This is a genomic window from Pseudomonas sp. yb_9, assembly GCF_043103635.1.
Classification (GTDB): domain Bacteria; phylum Pseudomonadota; class Gammaproteobacteria; order Pseudomonadales; family Pseudomonadaceae; genus Aquipseudomonas; species Aquipseudomonas monteilii.
On record NZ_JBICKA010000112.1, the window covers coordinates 113,292 to 133,558 of the forward strand.

Sequence of the window (20,267 nt, forward strand, 5' to 3'; positions counted from 1 at the left end):
TTGCGTCAGGTCGAGGCTGTTACGGCCACCCTTGCTCCAGCATTTCGGCGGTGATCGACCCGTCAGCCACCGCTGCCTGAAGTTCGGCCTCGCGATCGAAGCAGGCCTGGACGTGATCGGCCACCGCATCAGCCATTGCCAGCACCTGATCGGCCGGCAGGTCGATGAACCCTTCTTCCGTTTTCCACTTGAGCGTGTAGCCGCTGTCTCGCGCCGCGCGGGCAGCCGCGCCGTTGATGAGCAGCTTGCTCCGGTCATCGGTGGCGATGGGCAGGCCGGCGAGTTCGATGCCACCGATCTCGGCCTGGTAGCGTCGGGCGGCGATCAACGACAGCCAATCGGGCTCGGCGGACGGCCCGGGAACCGGCGCGGATGCCAGCTTTTCCCAGCCTGACCCGGTCCAGCGTGCAACCTGCGTGCCGGTCAACTTCGGCGGGGCAGTGGGAGTGCTGCGCAGTGGCATCGCCCCTGCGGGGTCGACTTCAATTTCTCCGAAGAAAATACCGCTTTCGTTCCAACGATACATTTTCATTTGTTAAGCCGCCTCTCTGGCTTTGATGTAATACTTCACACCGTCGAGCTTTTGCAGACTCGGTAATTTAAATTGCGTGTTCGGGTCATAATCGAAGGTTTCGACACTCGACGAATACCCAATAGCCTCCGTTCCTTTTTTATTCGTTATGATAACTTTACCCATGCCATACGCAATCATGCCTGCGCTGATTCCTGCCGCCATGGGAACTTGCATAAGCTGCCAAGTTACTCCGTAGTCCTTACTGATAAGCTTATCTGTACCACTTACCGCGTAGACAGTACCTTTCCCATCAGTGGTAATGCCACCTACGCCTATGCTGTTGCTATTCCCCACGCCTAGCGACTGCCAACTGAAACCGCCGTCCATGCTTCTTTTTAAACCGCTACTCGTTTGTGCTATTACGATATTATTCCCGAGGTACAGCATGAAACCGCCCGCTAACGGATTACCGGCGGATGCTCCGTACAGACTCCACGTAAGTCCGCCGTCTACACTTCTATACCCGTTTGTCGTTATCCAAGTGTTATCGCCGATATAACAAGCACCTTGTGCGCCTTGAGGTGGGCTTTTGCTTGTCCAAGTTAAGCCGTTATCTTTTGAAATTGCGAAATAGTTACTATACGCCCATGCCATCCAGGTTCCGTTTCCGTCGGTGGCTAATTGAGCGCCTTCGGAAGCGCCGGTTTGAACGCTTGTGACGACCTGAGTCCATGTAACCCCGTTGTCAACGCTCCGAGATATACGGCCACGAATGTGTGCAACCCAAGTCCCTTTTCCGTCACTTAGTATCGCAGGACATTGAGATAATTCGCCCTGTAAGGAACCACCCACTGGCGTAAAAGTAACCCCGTTATCTACGCTGCGGCTACCACCAAACATCCAAACACCTTTGCCGTCCGTGCCTAACCCTGCGTTTGTACTAGTTTGCGGGCTGTAAGCAGTAGTCACCCAAACATTACCAGGGGGATTGCTTATCTTGCCTACTGCTTGAGAAAGCAATGGATACGCCGAATTTAGATACACAGCGCCATCAGCAGCTAGATATTGTTCACCCGGATTACGGGCGGACAGAATAACGTCGCCAATCTGATTGGTCGATGCCCATCGAATGCTGTTGTCTGGACCGATCTGCAAAACGTCAAACGGCTTGCGGTCCACTGGAAGCCCGGCCGCCGCGCCGGCCGCTTCGGCGGATGCCTTTGCGCTGTCCGCCTGCTGCTTCGCAGCTACGGCCTGATCCTGCGCCAGCTTGACCTGGGCAGCGCCGGCCTGCTCGGCATCGGTCACAGCTTTCTGCGCGGCCAGCTTGGCGGCGTCGGCCGCGCCGGCGGAGTCGGCAGCAGCAGATGCGGAGCCCGCAGCGGCAGTCTTGTAGCCCTCGACCGCCGCGACCTGTCCGCCGATCCACCCGGCAGTGCTGTTGATCTGCACGACCAGAGGCGGCAGCGCAGCGGCGAAGGTGTCGGCCTTCGCCGTAAAGTCCGCCGGACCGTCTGATCGGACGGGTGGCACCGGTAGTTCAGGAATCGGTGTTGGTACTGCCATCAGGTGAGCCCCTCAATGGTGATCTGCATGTTGGAATTGCTGTCGTCGCCGTAGGTGATGTCGAACGTCGTGTAGAAGCCGTAAATGATCGTGGCCTCATACGTTGACTCGGCGATCCAGACGACCGGCTTGGCCCGTATCTCGGTAAGCAGGCGTTTGATCTTCGTGACGAGCGCGGTCTCGACGACCACAGGAAAGTCGCCGTTGTCGGCAAAGGCGCGCTCGACCACTGAATAGTTGCCGAAGTCGTCTTTTTTCTTCACCGAGTAGTCGTCGATCCCGACGCGCGCCGTGTATGTCGTGATTCCGAGAGTTGTCAGCTTGCCCATGGCCAGCGCGCCGATGGCGGCGGTCCCGCTGGAGTTGACCGTGACCGTGATGTCGGCGGTGCCATACGCCGGCAGGTCGAGCAGAACCATGGAGGTTCGGGTGTCGATATCCGCGAAAAACCAGTCGTACCAGTTGTCGACGCCGGCATCGATGAGCGTTGTGGTGCGCTGGTAAACCACCCCATCGACCGAGTCCGTCATCGTCACCGTGACCGACTGACCGGCGAGATTCAGCAGTGCGATCGAATTCACGACCGAGCCTGGGCGGACGGTGATCGTCACCGAGTCCGCATGGACTGACCTGGTGCCGACCACTTCATCGAACATGGCCATGCGATTGGTCGCGCCGAGGTCCAGCCATTTCAGCGGGTTCTCGGTGGTGACCGTTTCGTTGCCAGGCTCGGTGCCGGCGGGCACAGCCCCCAGAGCCTGCCAGTTGTGGTCCTTCCAGGTGCGCTTTTCGTCCTTGGCGTAGGTGCTCGTGCTCACCCACAGCGCATAGTCAGCCGCTGGAATGTTCGAACTCACCACCATCGCCGAGGTGATGCCGAGAGGCTTGATGAACTGCATATCAAGCCTCCGACGTGACGGGCACGCTCAAACGGTCCCATTTTTCGAGCATCTTCCGCCCCTTCTGTGAGTCGTCTTTGATGTCGCCCAGAGGGTCGAGGATCTGCTGCAACAGCCCGGCAAGCCGGTCCAGCTTCTGGCTAACGGCGTCGTTGGAAGAACTGCCAGCCGGTTTGGCCTGGCCCAACTTGGGAATCGACACGATCGGCCCGCCGGCAGCGAATGCCGGAATCTGCAGGTTGTTCAGCTGACTCATGAAGTCCGCGCCGTAGGCATTCACCGCAGCGGCACGCATCACGAACTCGCCGTTGGAAAGGCGAGACAGAATGCTGTCGCTGGTTCCGGTGCCGGGCCCAGTGATCAAGCCGCCCGTGGCGAAGGCAGGGATTGACCCGTTGGCCTTGGCTGCGTTGCGGACTGCCTCCTGGAGCTGTGCAGCAGTCAGCGCACCGGAGTCGAGCTGGCCAGCCCAGTAGCTGACGCCCTCATTCATTGCGATGCCTGCTGCTTTATAGGCAGCTTCGATTGCCGCAGCGTTCGTGATGGCCCCGACGATGTTCTGATTGTTCAGCGCGCCACTGGCCAACTGATCTACCCAGTACTGCTTGCCCTCTGCGTCTGCGTCCCGACCGAGCTGATCCTTGTAAATACTGTCGATCAGTACTCCAGCATTTTGAGGTGTTGACTTGCCGCTGATTGAGGCGATGGCCGCGACAACTGCCGCGTTCATTTCCTTGACTGCATCGGCAACCGACTTCACCGAGTTGTCGATACCGTTGAGCGCATCCACCTGGGCCTGAGCGAACTCGAGCTGGGCGTCCAGTGCATCCAGCTGGGCTTGCATTGCCAGAGCGCTTTTCTCAGCGGCAGACAGCTGCTTGCCGTTCAGCTTGTTCAGCTCCGCGACGGCGTTCGCAGTGCGGCCCTGGTCCCGGTTGAACTCCTCCAGCGACCCGTACAGGTCGGTATTGTTGGAGCCCAGCACGTCCAGGGCATCCGTCAGCCCGGCAAACCCGGACAAGCTGCCGCCTGCCTTGGCGATCGCCAGCGCCGACTGCAGCGTGGCCTGGGCCTGGCTGCGGAGCATGCGCACGGCATCGTCACCGGTACCGCGCAACTGCTTCAGTGCACTGCCCAGTGCGCTGCTGATGGCGGTCAAATCACTGATGCGGCTGTTTGCATCAGTCAGCGACTTGTTGATCGCCTTCTGCTGCGCCGCGATGGACCGCTGCAGAGCCGCGAATGCTGCATTCACGCCGTTGCTCGCACGCTGTTCCAGAATGTCGTAGTACGTAGAGGCTTGGCCAGACAACGCCATGAGCGTTGAAAACATCTGCATGCCGGCCTGCGTTGTCGTGTCGATCGACTCGACCATGTCGCGGAAGCCGGTACGGGTTTCTGGCAGCGTCTGGTTCGCTGCAACAAACGCCCGGGTGACGGCATCGAGCGTGTCGTCCATGCGCTCCGACTCGCCGATGAACGCGCCGTAATAGGTCGCAGCATTGCTCTGCAACACATCCAGCCCGCCCGCAATCGCCGTCAGCTGCTCAGCCAGCTTGCCGCCCGCCACGGACATGTCGTACATGCCGACGTTCAAGTAGCGTACAACCTCGTTGACGCCCTCCAGGTTCTGCACGAACGCGGTGAGGCCTTCGAAGTTGTAGCCGCCAAGGCCAGCTGCTGTAGCAGCATCGACAGCAGAAACCATCGAGTCGGCCACACCGCCGAACCACTTGGCGATTTCGGCCTGGATCTCCTCAGCCGTTTTGTCCTTCGTGCTGATCTTCTGCGCGCCGATATTCAAGCCATCGAGCACGCCATCATTCAGCTCGACATTGAGACGGTCGAACAGATCGAGGACCGAGCCCTCTGTGGCGTCATAGGTCGCGTCCAGGGCGGCCTGGGTTTCCGGATCAAGCGCCGAATAGCGGGTGCGCTTCTTGTTCTTGCCGAACAGGCCGCCTTTTTTCTTCTGGTACTCGTACCGCTTACCGAGAAAGTCGCCATCTTCAACTGCCAGCGAAAGGCCGGTGTCCTTGGTGACCCAGTCGCCGCCGAACAGCGAGCCGCCAAGCATGCCGCCCAACGCACCGCCGATAATGGCACCGATACCAGGTAGCACCATGTTGCCAAGCATTGCACCGGCCGCCGCACCCAGGCCGCCCGTGGCCGCGCCTTTGAGGCCGGACTGCTGGTAGCCATACAGGGCGCCGCCGATCCCGTAACCTGCCGTGCCAAGGCCGCTCAGGCCACTACCCATGAAACCGCTGCTGGCCGCATACGAGGCCGATCCCACGCTGCCGCCAACCAGACTCTGACCAAGGCCGTAGCCGACATTACTGCCTGCGCCTCCTGCCAGGCTGGATGCAGCGCCGCCACCAAACAACCCGCTCAGGCCACTGCTGATGTAGTTGTAGCCGCCGCTGATCGCGCCTTGCATGCCGCCGAGGAAGCCTTCGCCAGCACTCCAGCCAGCAGAGACAGCGCTGCCAAAGCCGGAGGTGGCCACGCCGTAGGCCTTGGAAGCCATATCAAACAGGCCCAGGCCACCGCTGCCACCGCCGCCGCCGAATAGCCCGCCAGATTGCGCGGACAGTCCGCCAACACCCAGCGCCGCACCGATCTGCATAACGATCGGGCGGGTGATGGCCATGTGTGCCAGCTCAGCCAGCAGCTGCTTGAAGCCATCCTTCAGGCTGGTGGCGAAGCCGTCGAAGCCGTCACCAATGTTCTTCCAGGCGTCCGCGAAGGCGCCATCGACACGGTCCAGCGCGCCTTCGGTGAACTGACCCCAGGCGGTCGCCGCGTTCTTGTTTTGCTCGTATTCAAGACCCAACAGGCGCAGGGCATCCTGGTACTCGGCAGCCTTGTCCGGAGCCAGCTCCATGGCCTTGTTCAGGGCCGCCTGAGCCTCGGTGTATTCGCGCAGCAGCTTCTTCTCGGGGTACAGGCGATCCATGATGCTGCCCGCATCCGATGCCTGCTTGGCGATCTTCACCGCCTCCTGTTGGGCCTTGGTCGCGGCCAGCAGCTGCTCATACTCTTGGCTGCCGACAGCGACGTTCTTCCCGGCCAGGGCGACCTGCATCGCCTTCTGGACGTTATACGCCTCCAGTGCAGCCGTGCCTTGTAGAGTGGCGGTCGCCTGGGCGAGGATGTCCTCGGTCTCTTTGCCCAAGTCGTAGGCGGACTTTGCAACAGCGAGCCGATCCTCGGCGTCTGCCTGGCCACGGATCGCGGCCTCCACTTCCTTGCGCGCCCCGGCACCAGCCTTAAGCAGCGCTTCCTCCACCTTCTGCTGAATGCCGAACTCGCGCGACTTGTCGGTGCCGTCCAGATACGCAGCCGCCAGGCCCTGGGCACTGCGGACCGCGATCTCGGCCTGCGCCTGCAGGTCGGCCAACGCCTTGGCCTGGTTCTTGGCCTCGGTAGCAGCCTGCTTACCGGCGCTCGAAGCCGCCTGCGCGGCCCTGGTTGCTGCCTCCTTGGCCTCACGCTGCTTATCCGCGGCCTCAGCCTCAGCCAGGATGGCCTTGCGACCTTCCTCGGTGACGTTCTTCTGCTCGCTCAGCCAGCGGGTGGCCTTCTTCGTCTCGCTGTTGCCGTCCTCCAGGGCGGCACTGCGCTTCTGCAGGGCTTGCAGGTAGGTTTCTTCGGTGGCCGACATGCCGCCCTTGGCGGCGTTGTTCTCGTGGGTTGCGACCGTGTCTTCCTTGATAGAGGCAGTCAGCGCTTTCAAGTCACCGTTGAGTTTTTGCAGCGTAACGCCGAGATCAGAGGCGCGAATCTGCCCCTCCTCGATGGCTTGCGCCATCGACTCGGATACACCTGGAACCTTGCGCACCTCATCGGCCACCGCCTTCCAATCGACCGCCATACCTGCAGCCGAATCCTGGGCTGCTTTGCGCACCTGGTCCAATGCCGCCTGTACGTCTTCTGGAAGCGGCGCCAGGCCCGCCATCAGCCCGTCAGCGCCAGCCGCCCCCAAGTTACGCAGATCGCTTTCGAAGCGGTCAGCAATAGCGCCCGTTGTTTCGTTCAGCTTGCGCTGAGTCTCATCGATTTTGGTTTGGAGCTCTCGCAGCGTGACAGCCTGGGTTGCCCTGTTCAGCTTGCTGAAGCGCTCGATGAGCTTATCTAGCGGATCTGCGAGATCGCCGAGCTTCCTCTCCAGCGTGGACGTATTGTCACGCATGGTAAGGAACGCAATGCCAGCGCCTACAGCCAGCGCGGCGATACCAGCCGGGCCGCCCAGCAGGGCCAGAACGCCACCCGACGCAGCTTTCAAGCCGGCCTGAGCGGCGGCCAGCTGTGCAGTGGCGGCGCGCTCAGCCAGCCGCGCCTCTGCCAGCTGGATGGACATCTGCGTCTGCACCGCCGTACCGCGCGCTGCGATGGCTTCTTTCTCCGCGCGCACCACAGCCGACTGCGCGGCAATCTGGTTGGCCTTGGCCACCTCGACAGCACTCGCGGCCTGAGTGATGTTCGCAGTCCGTGCCTGCAGGGAGGCCGACGCTGATTCGCCGATTGTCTGGATGTATCCCACGAATGCTGCCGCGACTTTCCCACCCATCACGGCCGCCAGGACGTTCAGGTTCTCGGCAAGAAAGCCAATCGCCTGGCCCAACGCTTCAGCAGCACCGCCGCCCGAGAGGCGGTCGAACAGATCGGCCAGCCCCTCCATGCCGGGCAGCATGCCCGACACCAACTGGCGAGAGGCGCCGTCGAAAGCGCCCTGCAGGTTGACGATGGACTGGCGCACCTCGACCAGCCGGTCGATTTCGAGCTGGCTCAGGACGCGGCCCGCCTTCTCGGCCTGCTCGCCGAAGTCTCGGAAGCCCTGTCCATTGTCCTTGAGCAGCGGGATCAGCGCCGTCGCTTCGTCGGCAACCGCCTCCATGTAGGTGGTCATTTGCTGCTGACTCAGCCCGGCCTTTTCAAGCGAGCTGTAATACAGCTGCAGCGCCTGGGGACCGGAGAGCTTGGCGAACATGTCGGCGGTGACACCGACCTGCGGCGCGATCTCCTTGAAGAAATCGGCCATCTCGCCACCGCCACGGGCCAGAAACTCACCGACGCGGTCGTTCATGTCCTTGTAGATATCGGACAGCTTTTCCTGCTCGATGCCGACGGTCTTGGCGCCGGCAGCCAGGCGCTGGAAGTCATCAACCGAGGTGTTCGACAAGGCCGCGAGGTTCTTCACCTCCTGGGCATACTCGGTCGTCCGGCTAGTGATCGCCACCAGGCCGGCCACCGCAGCGGCAGAGGCCGCGCCAATCCCGGTGAATGCGCTACTGATGGCCTGCTGCAGGGTCGTCGCGTTCTTTTCGGTCCGGTCGAACGCGCTGTCGATCCGCCCCAGGTTGCCGTCGATCCTGCCAGCGGCATTGGCAACGGCAGACTCACCGCGTGCCACCTCCTGACGGAGCTGTGCCGTGGTCGCCTCGATCCGAACCAGCATGCCCTGAATGTCGCCGTCGGCCATAGCCCCTCCACTGAACGCAAAAACCCGCCGAAGCGGGTCGTGTCACATCACTTTTCTTTTGATCGCCCCATCGCCGCCACGCGCAGGCCCATGCGGAGCTCCTTGGCGGCAACGGCCTTGTCCGGCTTGGCCTGTTCGCCACTGCCGAATGGGTTGCTCGCCCGCAGGAACTTCATCTTGGCCTCCCAGGCCATGAGGATTTCGATGATGGGTGTCTCCCAGGCATCGCGGGGCGACCAGCCGAGCCAGCCGGTGGCAAGCTCGTACAGCTCATCGACGTAGCTGCCGTTGCCAGGCCGCGCTACTCGTTTCCCTTTGCGGCCTCGGCCTCCAGCTCATCCTTCGATTTGCCGCCTGGATTGAGCAGCGCGACAACGTAAGGGATGACCTGTGGGTTGATCTCGGCAATACCGGCTTCGAAGACCTTTTCTTCCAGCGCCTCGATATCCTTCGGCTTGAAGTCTTTGCCGGAGCCAATCAGCAGCACCGCCGCGATAGCGCTGGTTTTCAGCTGGTTCAGCTCGCCGATGGCCGGGCCGATGCCGCCGAAGCGAGCCTCGATACCGCGTACAGCCTTGAGGGTCGGTTTCAGCTCGAAGGTTTCTTCGCCGACGGTGACGAGGGTGATGCCGTGGGTAGTCTTGGACATGGAAGGGTTCCTTGGGGAAAGAGAAGAAGCGTGCGGCCAGGTTGGCCGCACACCAGGGCGCTATGGGCGGATCGTTACGGCGTGACGACTTCGTAGATCTCGGAGTTGATGCCGAGGGTCACGTTGCGCTTGAGCACGCCCTCGACGGTGATGCCGGACTTCTTGTTGCTCATCACCTTGGCGGCGAAGTAGTCGACGTTGCCATCGACATACTCAACCTTGAACGGGTAGTCGAAACGCGAGCGATCCAAGAAAGCCTCGACCAGCTTGATCTGGCCGGCATCGCCTGCGTCGAAGGCGACCACCAGTTCGGAGGTGCCGGCGTCGGCCAGGCCTTTCAGGTGCTTGGCGCGCCCTTGAGCCAAGCCCGCAAAGGTCACGTCGTTGATGGTGTCGCCGTAGTCGCCGATGCTCTCGACCTCGCCGATCTCGACATAGGTCAGGCCAGAAAGCAGGGTGATGGCAGCGGCGTGGTCTGCCGGCAGGTCGGCGGTGAGGCGCGGGGCGATGTAGATTCGCGTGCCGGCGCCGGTATTGATAGACATAAGCAGTCCTCCCGAGGACAGGTGATTGAGCCGCAGCGCGGCAGTGGTTCAGTGAAAAATCAGTGCTGGGTGTAAATGCGTAGGGTCACGGCACCCTGGTAGGTGACGCCGTCCGGTTCGCGTTTTGACTGCTTGCGCAGGACGCGAACAGAAACGACGCGCCCAGGTTTGATTGACAACGGCTTTTCGTTCAGCAGTTCGTCAATGGCCGCCATGATGCGTTTCACCTCAAGCTGGCCCTTGGCGTTGCTCCAGACGCTCAGGTACAGCAAGCGCTCGTCCATGCGGCTGGCCAGGAAGTCGGCGGCGTTGATGATCTCGTTGTCGATCGACACATAAGGCATCTGCGCGTTGAGCGGTGCACCGTCGTAAACCGGGCAGTTCAGTGAAGCCAGGCCGGCTTCCAGACGATCAGCCAGGGCGATCTGTAATGCAACGGATGGATCAGCCATCGCTTGCCCCCTCGCTGGCCTTCCTGAGCGTGCGGGCCACAGCCGCGCGGATGTTGGCCAGGACGAATTCACGATTCACGTCGAGCGCCGGCCGCAGCCAGGGATGCGCCGGCCGAGCCGGAATGTCCGGATACTTGCCGAAGAAGCTTTTGCCGTCGGACTTGTTGGTGACCCGCTTATTGCGCCCTCCGGAGCGCTTGCCCTCGGTGTATCCCTTAGTGCCGTACTCGATAAACCTTAGGTAGTAATACTTCCTGTTGGCCTTCTTCCCACGCAGACCGATCTGCGCATCCAGGCCGCTCTTCGACACAAAGGCGCTCAGTGCAGCAGCCCCTTCGCCTGTGTCCTTAGGAACGAACTCGCGCATGCTCTCCAGAATGCGGTCTGCGCCATCCTGCATGGCGACCTTCACCTCGTTGTCCATCGTCTGGTGAATGTTGCGCAGCGTCCGGCGCAGCTTGAAGTCACCGGACAACCTCGACCGACGAGCCATGGTCAGGTCTTCCGCGACTTGGGCGGCTTCGCTGCCGGCACAGGGATTTCATCGTGGGTAGGTTCAACGACCTCCTCGACAACGCCCTGGAGGAGGAGGACAGCCCCCTCATCGTCCGGTACCGAAAATGTGTCGCCCGCGGCCTTGCGGCCCATTGGGCCAGAAATGCTGGCCAGAGCTTTCACTCGCATGGTGATGTCCTCAAGGATTGATGACGTTGGAGCAGAGCAGGCGGAGCATGCTGTTCGCGTTGTCCAGCAGCGCTGCTTCAATCAGGTAGGTGGTGCTGACGCCGCGGACGGTCTCCACCAGGCGACAGCCCGCGACAGCATCCGTGCGCGGACGAATGCGGATCTCGGCAGTCACCAGGGTCTGGATGCCTTCGGCGACCGGCGCCAGGCGCCCACTGGGCAAGGTGATTTCCGCCCAGACCTTGCCCAGGTCCTGCCACTCGACTTCGGCCCCGCCGCCCCTGACACGGGTCTCGACCCCGCGCTGCAGAGTGAGGCGATGACGCATTGGGCCGGCTCTCATATATTCACCCAGCGGTGCGGTAGCCACAGGGCATTGGTGGCCATGGGCAGTTCGATCACGGTAACTCCGATGGCGACGGTCTCCCGACTGGCGTACCAATGCCCGATCAGCAGCAAGGCGCCTTGCCGAATCGCCTTCGTAATGCCCAAGGCATTACCTACCGGATCAGGAAGCGGTTCACCTTCGGCGATCAGCTTGCGATTGGTCCACAACTCGAAGGCACTGATGGCCGCATCGGAGTAGCCCTGAATCAGGGCGTCCTCCTCGTCGTGATCAACGCGCAAGTGGGCTTTCACCGTGGCGAGGTCAATCATTTTTCGGCACCAGGGCTTGCAGCTCTGGCTTTTTCGCCGCGGCGTCGAAGGCGATACCCTTCGCCGTCAGCCACTCTTTCAGCTCCGGCACGTTCATTTTCAGTGGGTCGGTTTCCACCGCCCCCGAGCCGTCAAGGTAGGTGGCCACTCCCAGGTGCTCTACAGCTACCAGAGCGCAGCGTTCGGATACATCCTGCTCGCCAACCTCAACCTCGATCACCTCGTTGCCGCCCTCAGCGAACTTGAACGACGTTTCAACGGAAATCTTCGGCATACATCCTCCGCAGAGAGGGCGCCCGAAGGCGCCTGCTCGATCAGGCAGCGCTCAGGGTCAGAACCTTGATCGCCTGGGAGTCGACGAGCATGCCGCCGACGCGCTTGGTGGTGTAGAAGCCAACGTAAGGTTTGTTGGTGTAGGGGTCGCGAAGCACGCGGGTGCCGATGCGATCCACGATGGTGTAGCCACGCTGGAAGTCGCCGAAGGAGATGGCGTTGGCGTCGGCGGCGACATCAGGCACGTCCTCGTTCTCCACGATGCCATAGCCCAGCAAGGTGGACGGCTTGTCTGCCTCGAGGCCTGGACGCCACAGGTAGTTGCCCTGGCTGTCCTTCAGCTTGCGGACATAGGCGACGGTCAGGTTGGTCATCATGAAGCGGGCATTGGCTCGGTAGCCTGCTTTCAGCGAATGGATCAAGTCGATGATCTTGTCGCCATTGAAGCCGCCGGCGGTACCCGAGATCAGCTTCTGCAGCTTGCCGAAGGCGCGGGTCTTGTCGTCGTCCAGGACCAGATCGTAGGCCAGGAAGCCTTTTGGCTTGTTCACGCCATCGCCGCTGGTGAAGGCTGCGCCCTCTTTTTCCGAGAACTCGCGCGCGACCTCGCCATTCAGCCAGGCCTCAGCGTTGAAGAAGATGTCGTCCAGACTGGTCTGGGTTGCCTGCGGGTTGGCGTAAATCTCACCCATGAACGCGGCGATCTGGCCCAGGGTCGGAGTGCCGGTCGCGGGACGTGCAGCAGTCTCGCCAACCCAGCCGGAGCCGGCGCCACCCAGGCTGACCAGACGCTTGTAGTCTGGCGTGCCAACGGTGATCTGGTTGCACACCTGGCGCATTGGCGAGGTGTCTTTCAGCAGCTCGATGATGCTGCGGTCCAGTTCCTCCGGCACTGCGTAGCCGCCGTCGGCATCGCTGCCGATTTGCAGCGCCTTGGCCTGCAGGTCGCCGAGGCCGGTGTCGATGCCCTTGCGAACGAACTGCATGAATGCGGTCTTGTGCTCGCTCGCAGCCTTGGTGCCGGAGCCGTCGGGGCGTTTCAGCGCGGCCAGTTCCTGCTCGAGCGACGTCTTGAGTTCATCAAGCTCGCCCAGCTTCTCGTTCAGGGTGTCGACCTGGCCGGAAAGCTTTCCCTTCTCCGCCTCCAGCGCATCGATGCGCTTGTCGTTCTTCTCCTTGAACTCGTTGAACTTACCGCCGAGCTCTTCGGCGACCTGTTTCACATCTTGAATATCTACAGGCATGGGTGCCCCCTTTCAGAGTTTGTCGAAAATGGATTTGAGGGAATCAAGCGCTTCGCCCACACCCGCCTCTCGCGGTGAAACTGCGCTGTAGCCTTTGGCCATAAAGGCCTTGGCCTGGGAGCCAGAAAACCCTACCTCTCGCAGGGCTCGCTCCACTTTGCTGGGCGGCGGGGTCTCGCCGCGGGCCAGCAGAGATTTCACATCGGTGATCCGGGCCTCATCGTTGGCCGGGAAGGTGACCAGGGAGACTTCCCACAAGTCGATCGCCTTCAGCAGCCAGATGCCTTTCTCCTTGTCATACTCGTAGTCATCGAGCATGTAGCCGATTGACATGCCGGTGAGGCTCCCGGCCTTCATGTGCGCATGGGCGCGCTTGGCCAGCGGATCAGCCTCCGTTAGCAGCTGGCCTTTCACGTACAGGCCAACGTCGTCCTCGCGCATCTCGGTGTACACGCCGATCGGCTCGCTCATCTGGTGTTGCCAGAGCATGGCTGGAAGCCGGGCCTTTTCCTTCCACTTGGCAAGGCTCGCCGCGAAGGCGCCACGAACAACCACGTCACCGTAGCTGTCTTCGACGCCGAACACCGAGCCATAGCCCTCGAACTCGCCGCTATCGCTGACCGACTTGATGGTCAACGGCAGATCAAGGCGCTGCTTTGTCTGCATCGTCGTCAGCCTCTGGTTTGGTAGTCATATTCATTGGGGTCAGGTAAATGTCGCCGCCTTCGCGAGGGTTCTCGTCCTCCAGCTCACGGCAATCGTTCGGGCTCAGGATTCCCCACTGAATGCCCTTGCCGTAGGAGTCGTAGCGCCCCTTGAGGTCGCCGCGCATCAAGGCGCCAGCGTTGAACTTGGCGTAGTGGGTGAGGCGATCTTTCTCACTGAGCAGGCCGACCCGTATCCGGTGCTCCACGCGCGTGATGATCGGCACCAGTGAGTAGTTCACGAAGTTCATGCCCATCTGCTCAACGTTGTTGAGCGTCATCTTTTCCATGTTCGCCACCAGGTGCGGCGGCACGCGGAAGAGGCCGCAAATCTGCGCCTCGGTCATGCGCTTGGACTCGATGAACTGGGTGTCCTGGGCGTTCAAGCTGATCGGCTTCCAGTCCAGACCCATCTCCAGAATCATGGGCTTGTAGGCGTTCGCCGCCCCCATGTGCTCGCCTTGGAACTCTTCCTTCAGCCTGGCGAACGCCTCGTCGGTCAGGGTTTGCTCGGTGCGCAGCACGCCGCTGGTTACCGCGCCGTTGGTGAACAGCTTGCCGGCGTGAGCGTCCATCGCCTGGCCCAGGCCAAGAGTCTGACGGGCGTAGGCGATCGGGTTCAGACCATTCAGACCATCCAACGTAAACAGGCGGACGTGCCAGATCTCTTTTTGCGTTAGGGTCTTCTGCCCGCTCTTGAAGTCGACCTTGTACTCAACCGTCCAGTCGTCGTTTAGCTTCGGCTGGACAATGTCGGGATTGAGTGGGAGCAGCTCGACGACATTGCCGAGGGCCTCGACCTTGTAGGCGTAGAAGTTGCCGCGCAGACATAGGCAGGCGACCAGCATTTCCCAGAATTCCTGGGAGGTCATGTAGCCGTTCGGCGCCATGGTCAGCAGCGGGAAAAGCCGGTGGCCGGTGGCCGGCAAGCGTACCTTGTCCGTCTGTTTCATCAGACGGCACGGCAGCATGCCAATCGACTCGGCCAGCACGCGCACGCAGTTGAAGACCACCAACTGCTGCAGAGCGCTGGAGGTCGTCACGCGCTGTCCTGACGATGTTTCGTAGCCGGAGCCCATCGCCTGGGCCAGTTTCTCCGGTGTGTCGATGGCCAGCGGATTGTTCTTTCTCCCAAGCAGGGCCTTAAACATCAGCTCCCTCCTCGGATTACGGCATAGGCCGACAGTGACATGAGGATCACCCCGCACACCGAAAGCGCTACGGCCTCACCAAAGCCAACCCATAGACCGCGCGCGAGTAGGCCAAAGCCGACCATGCCGACCACATCCGGCAGGCTTTCGCGCAGGCGAGCGAGGGCCGACACCTCATCTTCACGAGGCGTCTGTTGTTCAGGAGTCATAGGGTTCTGATTCCGTGTTTGGTTATGTGGTCCGAAAGGCTGCTGACAACCTCTGGTGCATCAGTGCTAGCTGCTACAGCCATAGCCAGAGCAACCATTCCATCGATCCGACCGCTGGCCTTGGCCTTGGTGAACTTGCGCCCGCCAGCTGGATCACTGACGGCAACAGCGTTGGCCGCACACATCGCCAGAACTGGATGCATGCCGTGCTTGAGCTTCTTCGCAAGCAAACGCGACTCAAGCTCACGCAGTGCTGGCGACATGCTCACGAAGCCCTGGCCGAATTCCTTGAACCGCCCCAACTCTTCCTCGCTGAAACCAACGCGCTCCAACCAGGGCTTGAGGAATCTCATGTTGTATCGATCGAAGTTGAGGCACTGGACGTCATAGCGGTCGAATACTCCGCGCAGGTACTCAGCAACAAATTCGTATTCGATCGCTCGGCCCGGAGTCGTCTGCAAATACCCGTCCCTGGCCCACTGGTCATAAGGCACGCGGTCGTTACGCGACTTCTCGGCCAGACCTTCCTCAGGTAGCCAGAACGTCGAATCAACGTCGCCTTGCTCACCCACCAGGATCAGCGCCGTCAGGTCGCTCACGCTGGACAAGTCGAGGCCACCATAAACTGCCTGCCCCTCCAGGCAATCCGGTACCGCACCGTTCTCCTGCCAGATGGCCCGAGGGATGAACGGACTGCGCGCTTCAACCCGCTGGTTGAGGATCAGGTTTCGGTAGGCCGGCTCTCGGCTCGGCAGCCGCTTGGCGTCTGAGGCCTGGCGAAACACCTCATCCTTGTTCATGAAGTCATCAAAGTGCGGGTTTGCCTGGCGGATCGCCTCCTCGCTGAAGGGGTCCATATCCATTGAGGCGGTGCACAGCTCGACCTTGTTTCGCGGGTCGGCGCCAGTCAGTGCGTCATCGATCAGCAAGCTGAGTAGGTCAGCGTCTGTCGGGGCCTGCGTACTGATGATGATCGACAGCGGCTGCTCCTGCGCAGCACTGGCGGTTTCCAGCGCTTCGTACAACTGCGACCGAGGCCCGACCACCTGCCCCAGCTCGTCATGAATGACCAGGGCAGGGCTGAGACCGAACTTGGTGGCCGCGTCCGCACTGAGCGCCTTGTAGAAGGTACCCAGCTCACCGCACAGCAGCTCCTTGGCTGTGTCCCGGATATTCACGTACTCGGAAAGGTCTGGGCTCATCCTGACGACCTTGGCCGCCAATTCAAAAAGGATCGCCGCCTGGTCCCGCGACTGCGCTGCGCTATAGAGCTGGGAGTTGGGCCGAGCTTCTGGGCCGCAAATGTGAAGCAGCAGGATGAAAGCCGACAGCGCCGTTTTGGCATTCTTTCGCGCCATGGACAGGATGAAGGTCCTGGTTGGCGTGTCGTAGATTCGCTTGATCCATTTCTTCTGGTGCTTGGTCAGCTTCACCCGCTGACCCACAAGGCGCCCTTCAGGGATGCAGCAAAAGTCTTCGATCCACTTGATGTTCCGCTCGCCCCGACTCAGTCGTCGTTTGACTGCCATGGCTTACGTCCCTTCTGTGTAGCTACTGCCTTGTCCGCTCGGACCAAGCTTTGCTGGGTGAGGCGCATCGAACGCAGCAGCGCATTCATTGCGCGGGTTTCTCGCTCGAGCATTGCGCCGAGCTTGTCGAAGCGCTTCAGGCCTTCATCTTCGAGAAGCCATTCGGGTTCGAACTCTTCGACCTGCTGGGCAATGAGGTCTGACTGCACCTTGTGCCGGCAGTACTGCACCAGCATCGCGGCGTGCTCGGGACCGAACCAGTCTGCCGGCCGGGCGTTGACGATCTGGATCCACTCGGCCTTCTGTGCCGGGGTCAGGTGAAACGGCGGCGCCAACCGATTGTCGACGCCAACCGGCGAGGCGACAGCCATGGAGGCAACCGATTTTTTGCCTCGAACTGCCATCGTTTTTCCCAAAAAAACTACGAATTAATGAAAGGAGAGGGTCGGAGGCGGTCTTGCTAGATGAGAATCCCTACTTTTTACCCCCCCCTGGGGTCCCGGCGTGCCCAGAACGGGGCAGCGACGTGCTTCAATCGACATTCCAGTGATGGTTCGGGTCGAGCGGAAGGCCGGACAGATCGTGTCCAACCAGGTGGCCAGACTTCTCCTGCCGCTGCTTGATCGAGTCGTGGCAGTGCTTGCAGAGTGACTGAAGTCCGGAGGCGTCATAGAAAATCGCCTCATCACCCTTGTGCGCCTTGATGTGGTCAACGACCGTGGCAGCAACAACCTTGCCCAACGCAGCGCACAGCCTGCAGAGCGGTTCAGCTTGGAGTTGCTTCCAGCGCAGCCGGTACCACCGCTTGGTGTTGTAGAGGTGATGCCAGGGTGAGTTGCTGGCCATCCTTCACACCTCAAGGCTGAGCTTGATCATCGCCATCGTCGCGCCGATCAGTGCAGCCGGCGAACTGGCCGCGAGCGCGAGAACTTCAGCCTCGGCCTTGGCTACCGCTTCCTGTTCGTCCTTCGGCATCTCGCTGACCAGGCCCTTGAGTTGGTAGTACTCAGCCTTGCTATTGGCTTGGCTCATTGCGCTCTCCGAATTTGGGTGAGTTGGCGGAAATGGATCAGCCGACTTGAGGACGATCCTCGAGCCAGCGGCGGTGTGTATGGGCATGGGTGTCTCCGTGTGCGCCACGAAACGGCGCACCTTGATTTTGTGGCGCGGATTACCCTTCTACCTTCCGGCTCATGAAGCGGTCGGAGTAGTCACGCAACTTCTCAACTCCGATGAAGCCAACCATGCAGCCCGCGAAGACCGCCAGGTTGGTAGGGAGCGAGAAGTACTCCAGCACCGGCATCAGGCTGGTGCCAATCAGCCCGCAAAGGATTCCTTCGAGGATGACCTTGCGGCGACCACCGCCACCGTAGATGACCCGGCACATAGCCACGGCCGCGGCTGTACCACCCGTGTACAGCTGTGGCTGATGAGCCACCAGCCAGGCGAGCACTGCGGCCCACAGGCCAGGATCCTTCTCGGGCATGTTCGGCATCTCGATTCCTCCCGTTTCGGGGAGCGGAAATAGAAAAGGCCCGCCGTTGTGGCGAGCCCAGGAGTGGGTGCGGAAGGCTGGGGCGACCAACCACCCAGCGAGAACAGTAGAGGAGCCTTATGCCCAGCGAGGTGGCTGCGCCTGGGCCGAGGTCGGTCGGGCCATTGCTTGCTCCGTAAATGAAAATTCGTGCACCGACGTAAAACCGGTCGGATGCTTGCCTAGGAATCCCCTAGAGGCTAAAAGGAATGTTGCCCGATCTGGCCTCACTAGAGGGAACTAATAAATGCCGATCAGTGACATTTTTGTAATCGCTTACAAGCTCCACGGGGAGGCTCGCGAATTCATCGTCCGCGCCGAGCGAATGAATAACGCTGAGGCTTGGCACTGGGCGGCCTGCGAAGCTGGCGTAGGAGTCATTCCTAAATTCACTGCTTCGGATATCAGGAAGGTCTCTCGACCTGTTGCTGAGCGCTTCGGCATAACCGACGTCCAATGGCGGAGGTCAGCCACCCTATGAAGTACCGCATTGACTACAACCTCAGAGGCCATACCAGGTTTTGGATCTGCGATTGGTCTACTAGGCCGAGCGAAGACAATGTACTCACCGCTCTCCTCCGCCTGCATGCCCCCACTGACGCCCTTTCCGAGGTGCGTCCACCGTGCCGCTTATCACACAATGAATTGCGCAGTGCGGTCGCCGATTTGGGCATCTCGGATGTACGCATTGAGGGGGATAAATAGCTATATCGGGATACCCAGGCCAACGCTGGCAAGTACGCCGGTCACTGCAAGGGCGCCGGTACTCGGCTCGGCCATAGGTGATGCTCCAGAAACGAAAAGCCCCGGCAAATGCCGAGGCTTGAAATAGTTCGCTCGATCATCACGCCCAAACCCTAAAGTAGTTTCGCATGTCCTTGCGCTTCGGAAACATCGAACAACTGCCTGATAAATTCAAACTCATCAGCAGTCAGACCTCGTTTCGGGGAATGCTCCGCGAGCATTGATGATTTATGTTCTAGTGCGGCTTGCCATGCCCGCTGCCAGATAGTCCATTCGAGGTTGGTAGACGCATCCAAATAGCCTTCATTCAACCGGGCAAGCAAATGTTCAGGCCTGGAAGCCTCAAACTGGTCGCGCATTGTCTCTTTTTCACGCCTAACGGTTATTCGAGCCTAGGGTATCGGCATGGCCACTCACAATTTTAGGCTTATCGCAAAAAATCGAGAATGGATAACTGGCATCGGGAGATCGTCAGAAATTAAAGGCGCCCGCGAAATGGCGAGGCCTTGGAATAAGTTGCGGAGGGCCGGCGCGTATCCGGCTTGGTGGTCTGGATCGCTGGGTCGCGTACCCCAGACTCTCATCGCGTAGCCGATCAGGGAGCGCACGGCTTTGATCGACGCCACTACCGACTTAGCCCAGCTGCCTGGGCGTGTCATCCGCGTAAAAGTAACTCTAGGCGTATCTTTTAAGTTGTGGAAATCATGCGCCTAGAGTTATGATTGTCGCGTCAACCACACAAGGAGACGGAGGTGCAGAGCAGGCAGTTGATCAAGGAGCTTGAAGCCGCAGGATGGGTTCTAAAGCGAGTCACCGGAAGCCACCACATCTTCAAACACCCCAACAACCCTAACTCGATACCAGTGCCACACCCTAAGAAAGACCTACCGATCGGCACGGTAAAGAGCATCAAGGAACGAGCCGGGTTGATTTAACCCGGCCTCACCCTTGGCACCCCTGAAGGAGAAACCATGCAATACCCAATCTGTATCGAGTGGGGCAACGAAACCACCGCAGTAGGAATCCAGATCCCCGACATTCCAGGTGCCGTAACTGCGGGCGACACCTTCGAGGAGGCCTACTCTTCGGCCGTCGAGGTTGCCCACATCATGCTGGAAGAGATCGCCGGCAGTGGCCAGGCCATCCCAATGCCGACCAGCGCGGCAGCGCACCGGAACAATCCGGACTTCGCCGACATGGGGTGGGGCATGCTGGAGATCGATATCACCCCGTACCTGGGCAAGACCGAGAAGGTCAACGTCACGCTGCCGGGATTCGTCATCCAGCAGATCGACCGCTACGTGCGGGATCACAACGTGAAGAGCCGGTCGTCGTTCCTGGCTGATGCAGCTATGGAAAAACTGGGGCGGTAGAAACGCAAAAGCCCCGGCTGTGATGGCCAGGGCTTTTGGTGGTTCTCATTCAGAA

At 60.6% G+C, this 20,267-nt stretch carries 25 protein-coding genes; 3 read left to right on the plus strand and 22 right to left on the minus strand.

The features are described from left to right. Positions 1-19: 19 nt before the first annotated feature. The 21 genes from ACF8MI_RS27675 to ACF8MI_RS27775 form a co-directional block, all read right to left on the minus strand. A complete protein-coding gene (locus ACF8MI_RS27675) occupies positions 20-532 on the minus strand; it encodes a DUF4376 domain-containing protein (protein WP_392518158.1) in 513 nt (170 codons plus the stop codon). 3 nt (positions 533-535) lie between these two features. Further along, complete coding sequence (locus ACF8MI_RS27680) at positions 536-2,080, minus strand: WD40/YVTN/BNR-like repeat-containing protein (protein WP_392518159.1); 1,545 nt, start codon at positions 2,078-2,080, stop codon at positions 536-538. Next, a complete protein-coding gene (locus ACF8MI_RS27685; RefSeq protein WP_392518161.1) occupies positions 2,080-2,979 on the minus strand; it encodes a hypothetical protein in 900 nt (299 codons plus the stop codon). The genes ACF8MI_RS27680 and ACF8MI_RS27685 overlap by 1 nt, the downstream gene beginning before the upstream one ends. Before the next feature lies 1 nt (position 2,980). Further along, entirely contained in the window at positions 2,981-8,464 is a 5,484-nt protein-coding gene (locus ACF8MI_RS27690; protein WP_392518162.1) for a DUF4214 domain-containing protein, read from the minus strand. Between the two features lie 47 nt (positions 8,465-8,511). Continuing rightward, positions 8,512-8,658 carry a hypothetical protein gene (locus ACF8MI_RS27695; protein ID WP_274118972.1) on the minus strand — a complete coding sequence of 49 codons (147 nt, stop codon included), beginning with the start codon at positions 8,656-8,658 and terminating at the stop codon, positions 8,512-8,514. Between the two features lie 107 nt (positions 8,659-8,765). After that, positions 8,766-9,113, minus strand: coding sequence for a hypothetical protein (locus tag ACF8MI_RS27700; RefSeq protein WP_274118971.1), 348 nt, complete (start codon positions 9,111-9,113; stop codon positions 8,766-8,768). 74 nt (positions 9,114-9,187) lie between these two features. Further along, positions 9,188-9,658, minus strand: coding sequence for a phage tail tube protein (locus ACF8MI_RS27705; protein ID WP_392518164.1), 471 nt, complete (start codon positions 9,656-9,658; stop codon positions 9,188-9,190). A gap of 59 nt (positions 9,659-9,717) precedes the next feature. Further along, positions 9,718-10,110, minus strand: coding sequence for a DUF3168 domain-containing protein (locus tag ACF8MI_RS27710; RefSeq protein WP_274118969.1), 393 nt, complete (start codon positions 10,108-10,110; stop codon positions 9,718-9,720). Further along, complete coding sequence (locus tag ACF8MI_RS27715) at positions 10,103-10,603, minus strand: HK97-gp10 family putative phage morphogenesis protein (protein WP_046786670.1); 501 nt, start codon at positions 10,601-10,603, stop codon at positions 10,103-10,105. Before ACF8MI_RS27715 ends, ACF8MI_RS27710 begins: the two co-directional genes overlap by 8 nt. Before the next feature lie 201 nt (positions 10,604-10,804). Then, positions 10,805-11,122, minus strand: coding sequence for a phage head closure protein (locus ACF8MI_RS27720; protein ID WP_392518166.1), 318 nt, complete (start codon positions 11,120-11,122; stop codon positions 10,805-10,807). A gap of 11 nt (positions 11,123-11,133) precedes the next feature. After that, positions 11,134-11,451, minus strand: coding sequence for a head-tail connector protein (locus tag ACF8MI_RS27725; RefSeq protein WP_164525040.1), 318 nt, complete (start codon positions 11,449-11,451; stop codon positions 11,134-11,136). Further along, positions 11,444-11,725, minus strand: a complete 282-nt coding sequence (locus tag ACF8MI_RS27730) for a HeH/LEM domain-containing protein (protein ID WP_324725303.1) — start codon at positions 11,723-11,725, stop codon at positions 11,444-11,446. Before ACF8MI_RS27730 ends, ACF8MI_RS27725 begins: the two co-directional genes overlap by 8 nt. A 40-nt stretch (positions 11,726-11,765) precedes the next feature. Beyond that, positions 11,766-12,968, minus strand: coding sequence for a phage major capsid protein (locus tag ACF8MI_RS27735; protein ID WP_367904325.1), 1,203 nt, complete (start codon positions 12,966-12,968; stop codon positions 11,766-11,768). A gap of 12 nt (positions 12,969-12,980) precedes the next feature. Next, positions 12,981-13,634, minus strand: a complete 654-nt coding sequence (locus ACF8MI_RS27740) for an HK97 family phage prohead protease (RefSeq protein ID WP_164525042.1) — start codon at positions 13,632-13,634, stop codon at positions 12,981-12,983. Next, positions 13,612-14,823 carry a phage portal protein gene (locus tag ACF8MI_RS27745; RefSeq protein ID WP_164525043.1) on the minus strand — a complete coding sequence of 404 codons (1,212 nt, stop codon included), beginning with the start codon at positions 14,821-14,823 and terminating at the stop codon, positions 13,612-13,614. Before ACF8MI_RS27745 ends, ACF8MI_RS27740 begins: the two co-directional genes overlap by 23 nt. Beyond that, the gene (locus ACF8MI_RS27750) at positions 14,823-15,032 is read right to left on the minus strand and encodes a hypothetical protein (protein ID WP_046786662.1); all 210 of its coding nucleotides are present in this window, start codon (positions 15,030-15,032) and stop codon (positions 14,823-14,825) included. The genes ACF8MI_RS27745 and ACF8MI_RS27750 overlap by 1 nt, the downstream gene beginning before the upstream one ends. Beyond that, positions 15,029-16,561: a terminase TerL endonuclease subunit gene (locus ACF8MI_RS27755; protein ID WP_324725315.1), complete on the minus strand. Its 1,533-nt coding sequence runs from the start codon at positions 16,559-16,561 to the stop codon at positions 15,029-15,031. Before ACF8MI_RS27755 ends, ACF8MI_RS27750 begins: the two co-directional genes overlap by 4 nt. Continuing rightward, on the minus strand, positions 16,540-16,965 hold the full coding sequence (locus ACF8MI_RS27760; RefSeq protein WP_104834000.1) for a hypothetical protein: 426 nt from the start codon (positions 16,963-16,965) through the stop codon (positions 16,540-16,542). Before ACF8MI_RS27760 ends, ACF8MI_RS27755 begins: the two co-directional genes overlap by 22 nt. 127 nt (positions 16,966-17,092) lie before the next feature. Then, the gene (locus tag ACF8MI_RS27765; protein WP_289717714.1) at positions 17,093-17,407 is read right to left on the minus strand and encodes an HNH endonuclease; all 315 of its coding nucleotides are present in this window, start codon (positions 17,405-17,407) and stop codon (positions 17,093-17,095) included. 3 nt (positions 17,408-17,410) lie between these two features. Beyond that, positions 17,411-17,593, minus strand: a complete 183-nt coding sequence (locus tag ACF8MI_RS27770) for a hypothetical protein (RefSeq protein ID WP_274118960.1) — start codon at positions 17,591-17,593, stop codon at positions 17,411-17,413. A gap of 139 nt (positions 17,594-17,732) precedes the next feature. Next, positions 17,733-18,047 carry a phage holin, lambda family gene (locus ACF8MI_RS27775; protein ID WP_392518170.1) on the minus strand — a complete coding sequence of 105 codons (315 nt, stop codon included), beginning with the start codon at positions 18,045-18,047 and terminating at the stop codon, positions 17,733-17,735. Between the two features lie 295 nt (positions 18,048-18,342). Between ACF8MI_RS27775 and ACF8MI_RS27780 the strand changes: the two genes are divergently transcribed. After that, positions 18,343-18,576, plus strand: coding sequence for a DUF6555 family protein (locus ACF8MI_RS27780; protein ID WP_104833996.1), 234 nt, complete (start codon positions 18,343-18,345; stop codon positions 18,574-18,576). Positions 18,577-18,952: 376 nt separating this feature from the next. On the opposite strand, the gene ACF8MI_RS27785 is transcribed toward ACF8MI_RS27780, so the two are convergent. Continuing rightward, the gene (locus tag ACF8MI_RS27785; RefSeq protein WP_104833994.1) at positions 18,953-19,198 is read right to left on the minus strand and encodes a hypothetical protein; all 246 of its coding nucleotides are present in this window, start codon (positions 19,196-19,198) and stop codon (positions 18,953-18,955) included. A 393-nt stretch (positions 19,199-19,591) separates the two neighbouring features. Between ACF8MI_RS27785 and ACF8MI_RS27790 the strand changes: the two genes are divergently transcribed. Continuing rightward, positions 19,592-19,774: a type II toxin-antitoxin system HicA family toxin gene (locus tag ACF8MI_RS27790; protein WP_256806556.1), complete on the plus strand. Its 183-nt coding sequence runs from the start codon at positions 19,592-19,594 to the stop codon at positions 19,772-19,774. A 36-nt stretch (positions 19,775-19,810) separates the two neighbouring features. Next, positions 19,811-20,212, plus strand: coding sequence for a type II toxin-antitoxin system HicB family antitoxin (locus ACF8MI_RS27795; protein WP_256806555.1), 402 nt, complete (start codon positions 19,811-19,813; stop codon positions 20,210-20,212). Positions 20,213-20,267 lie beyond the last annotated feature (55 nt).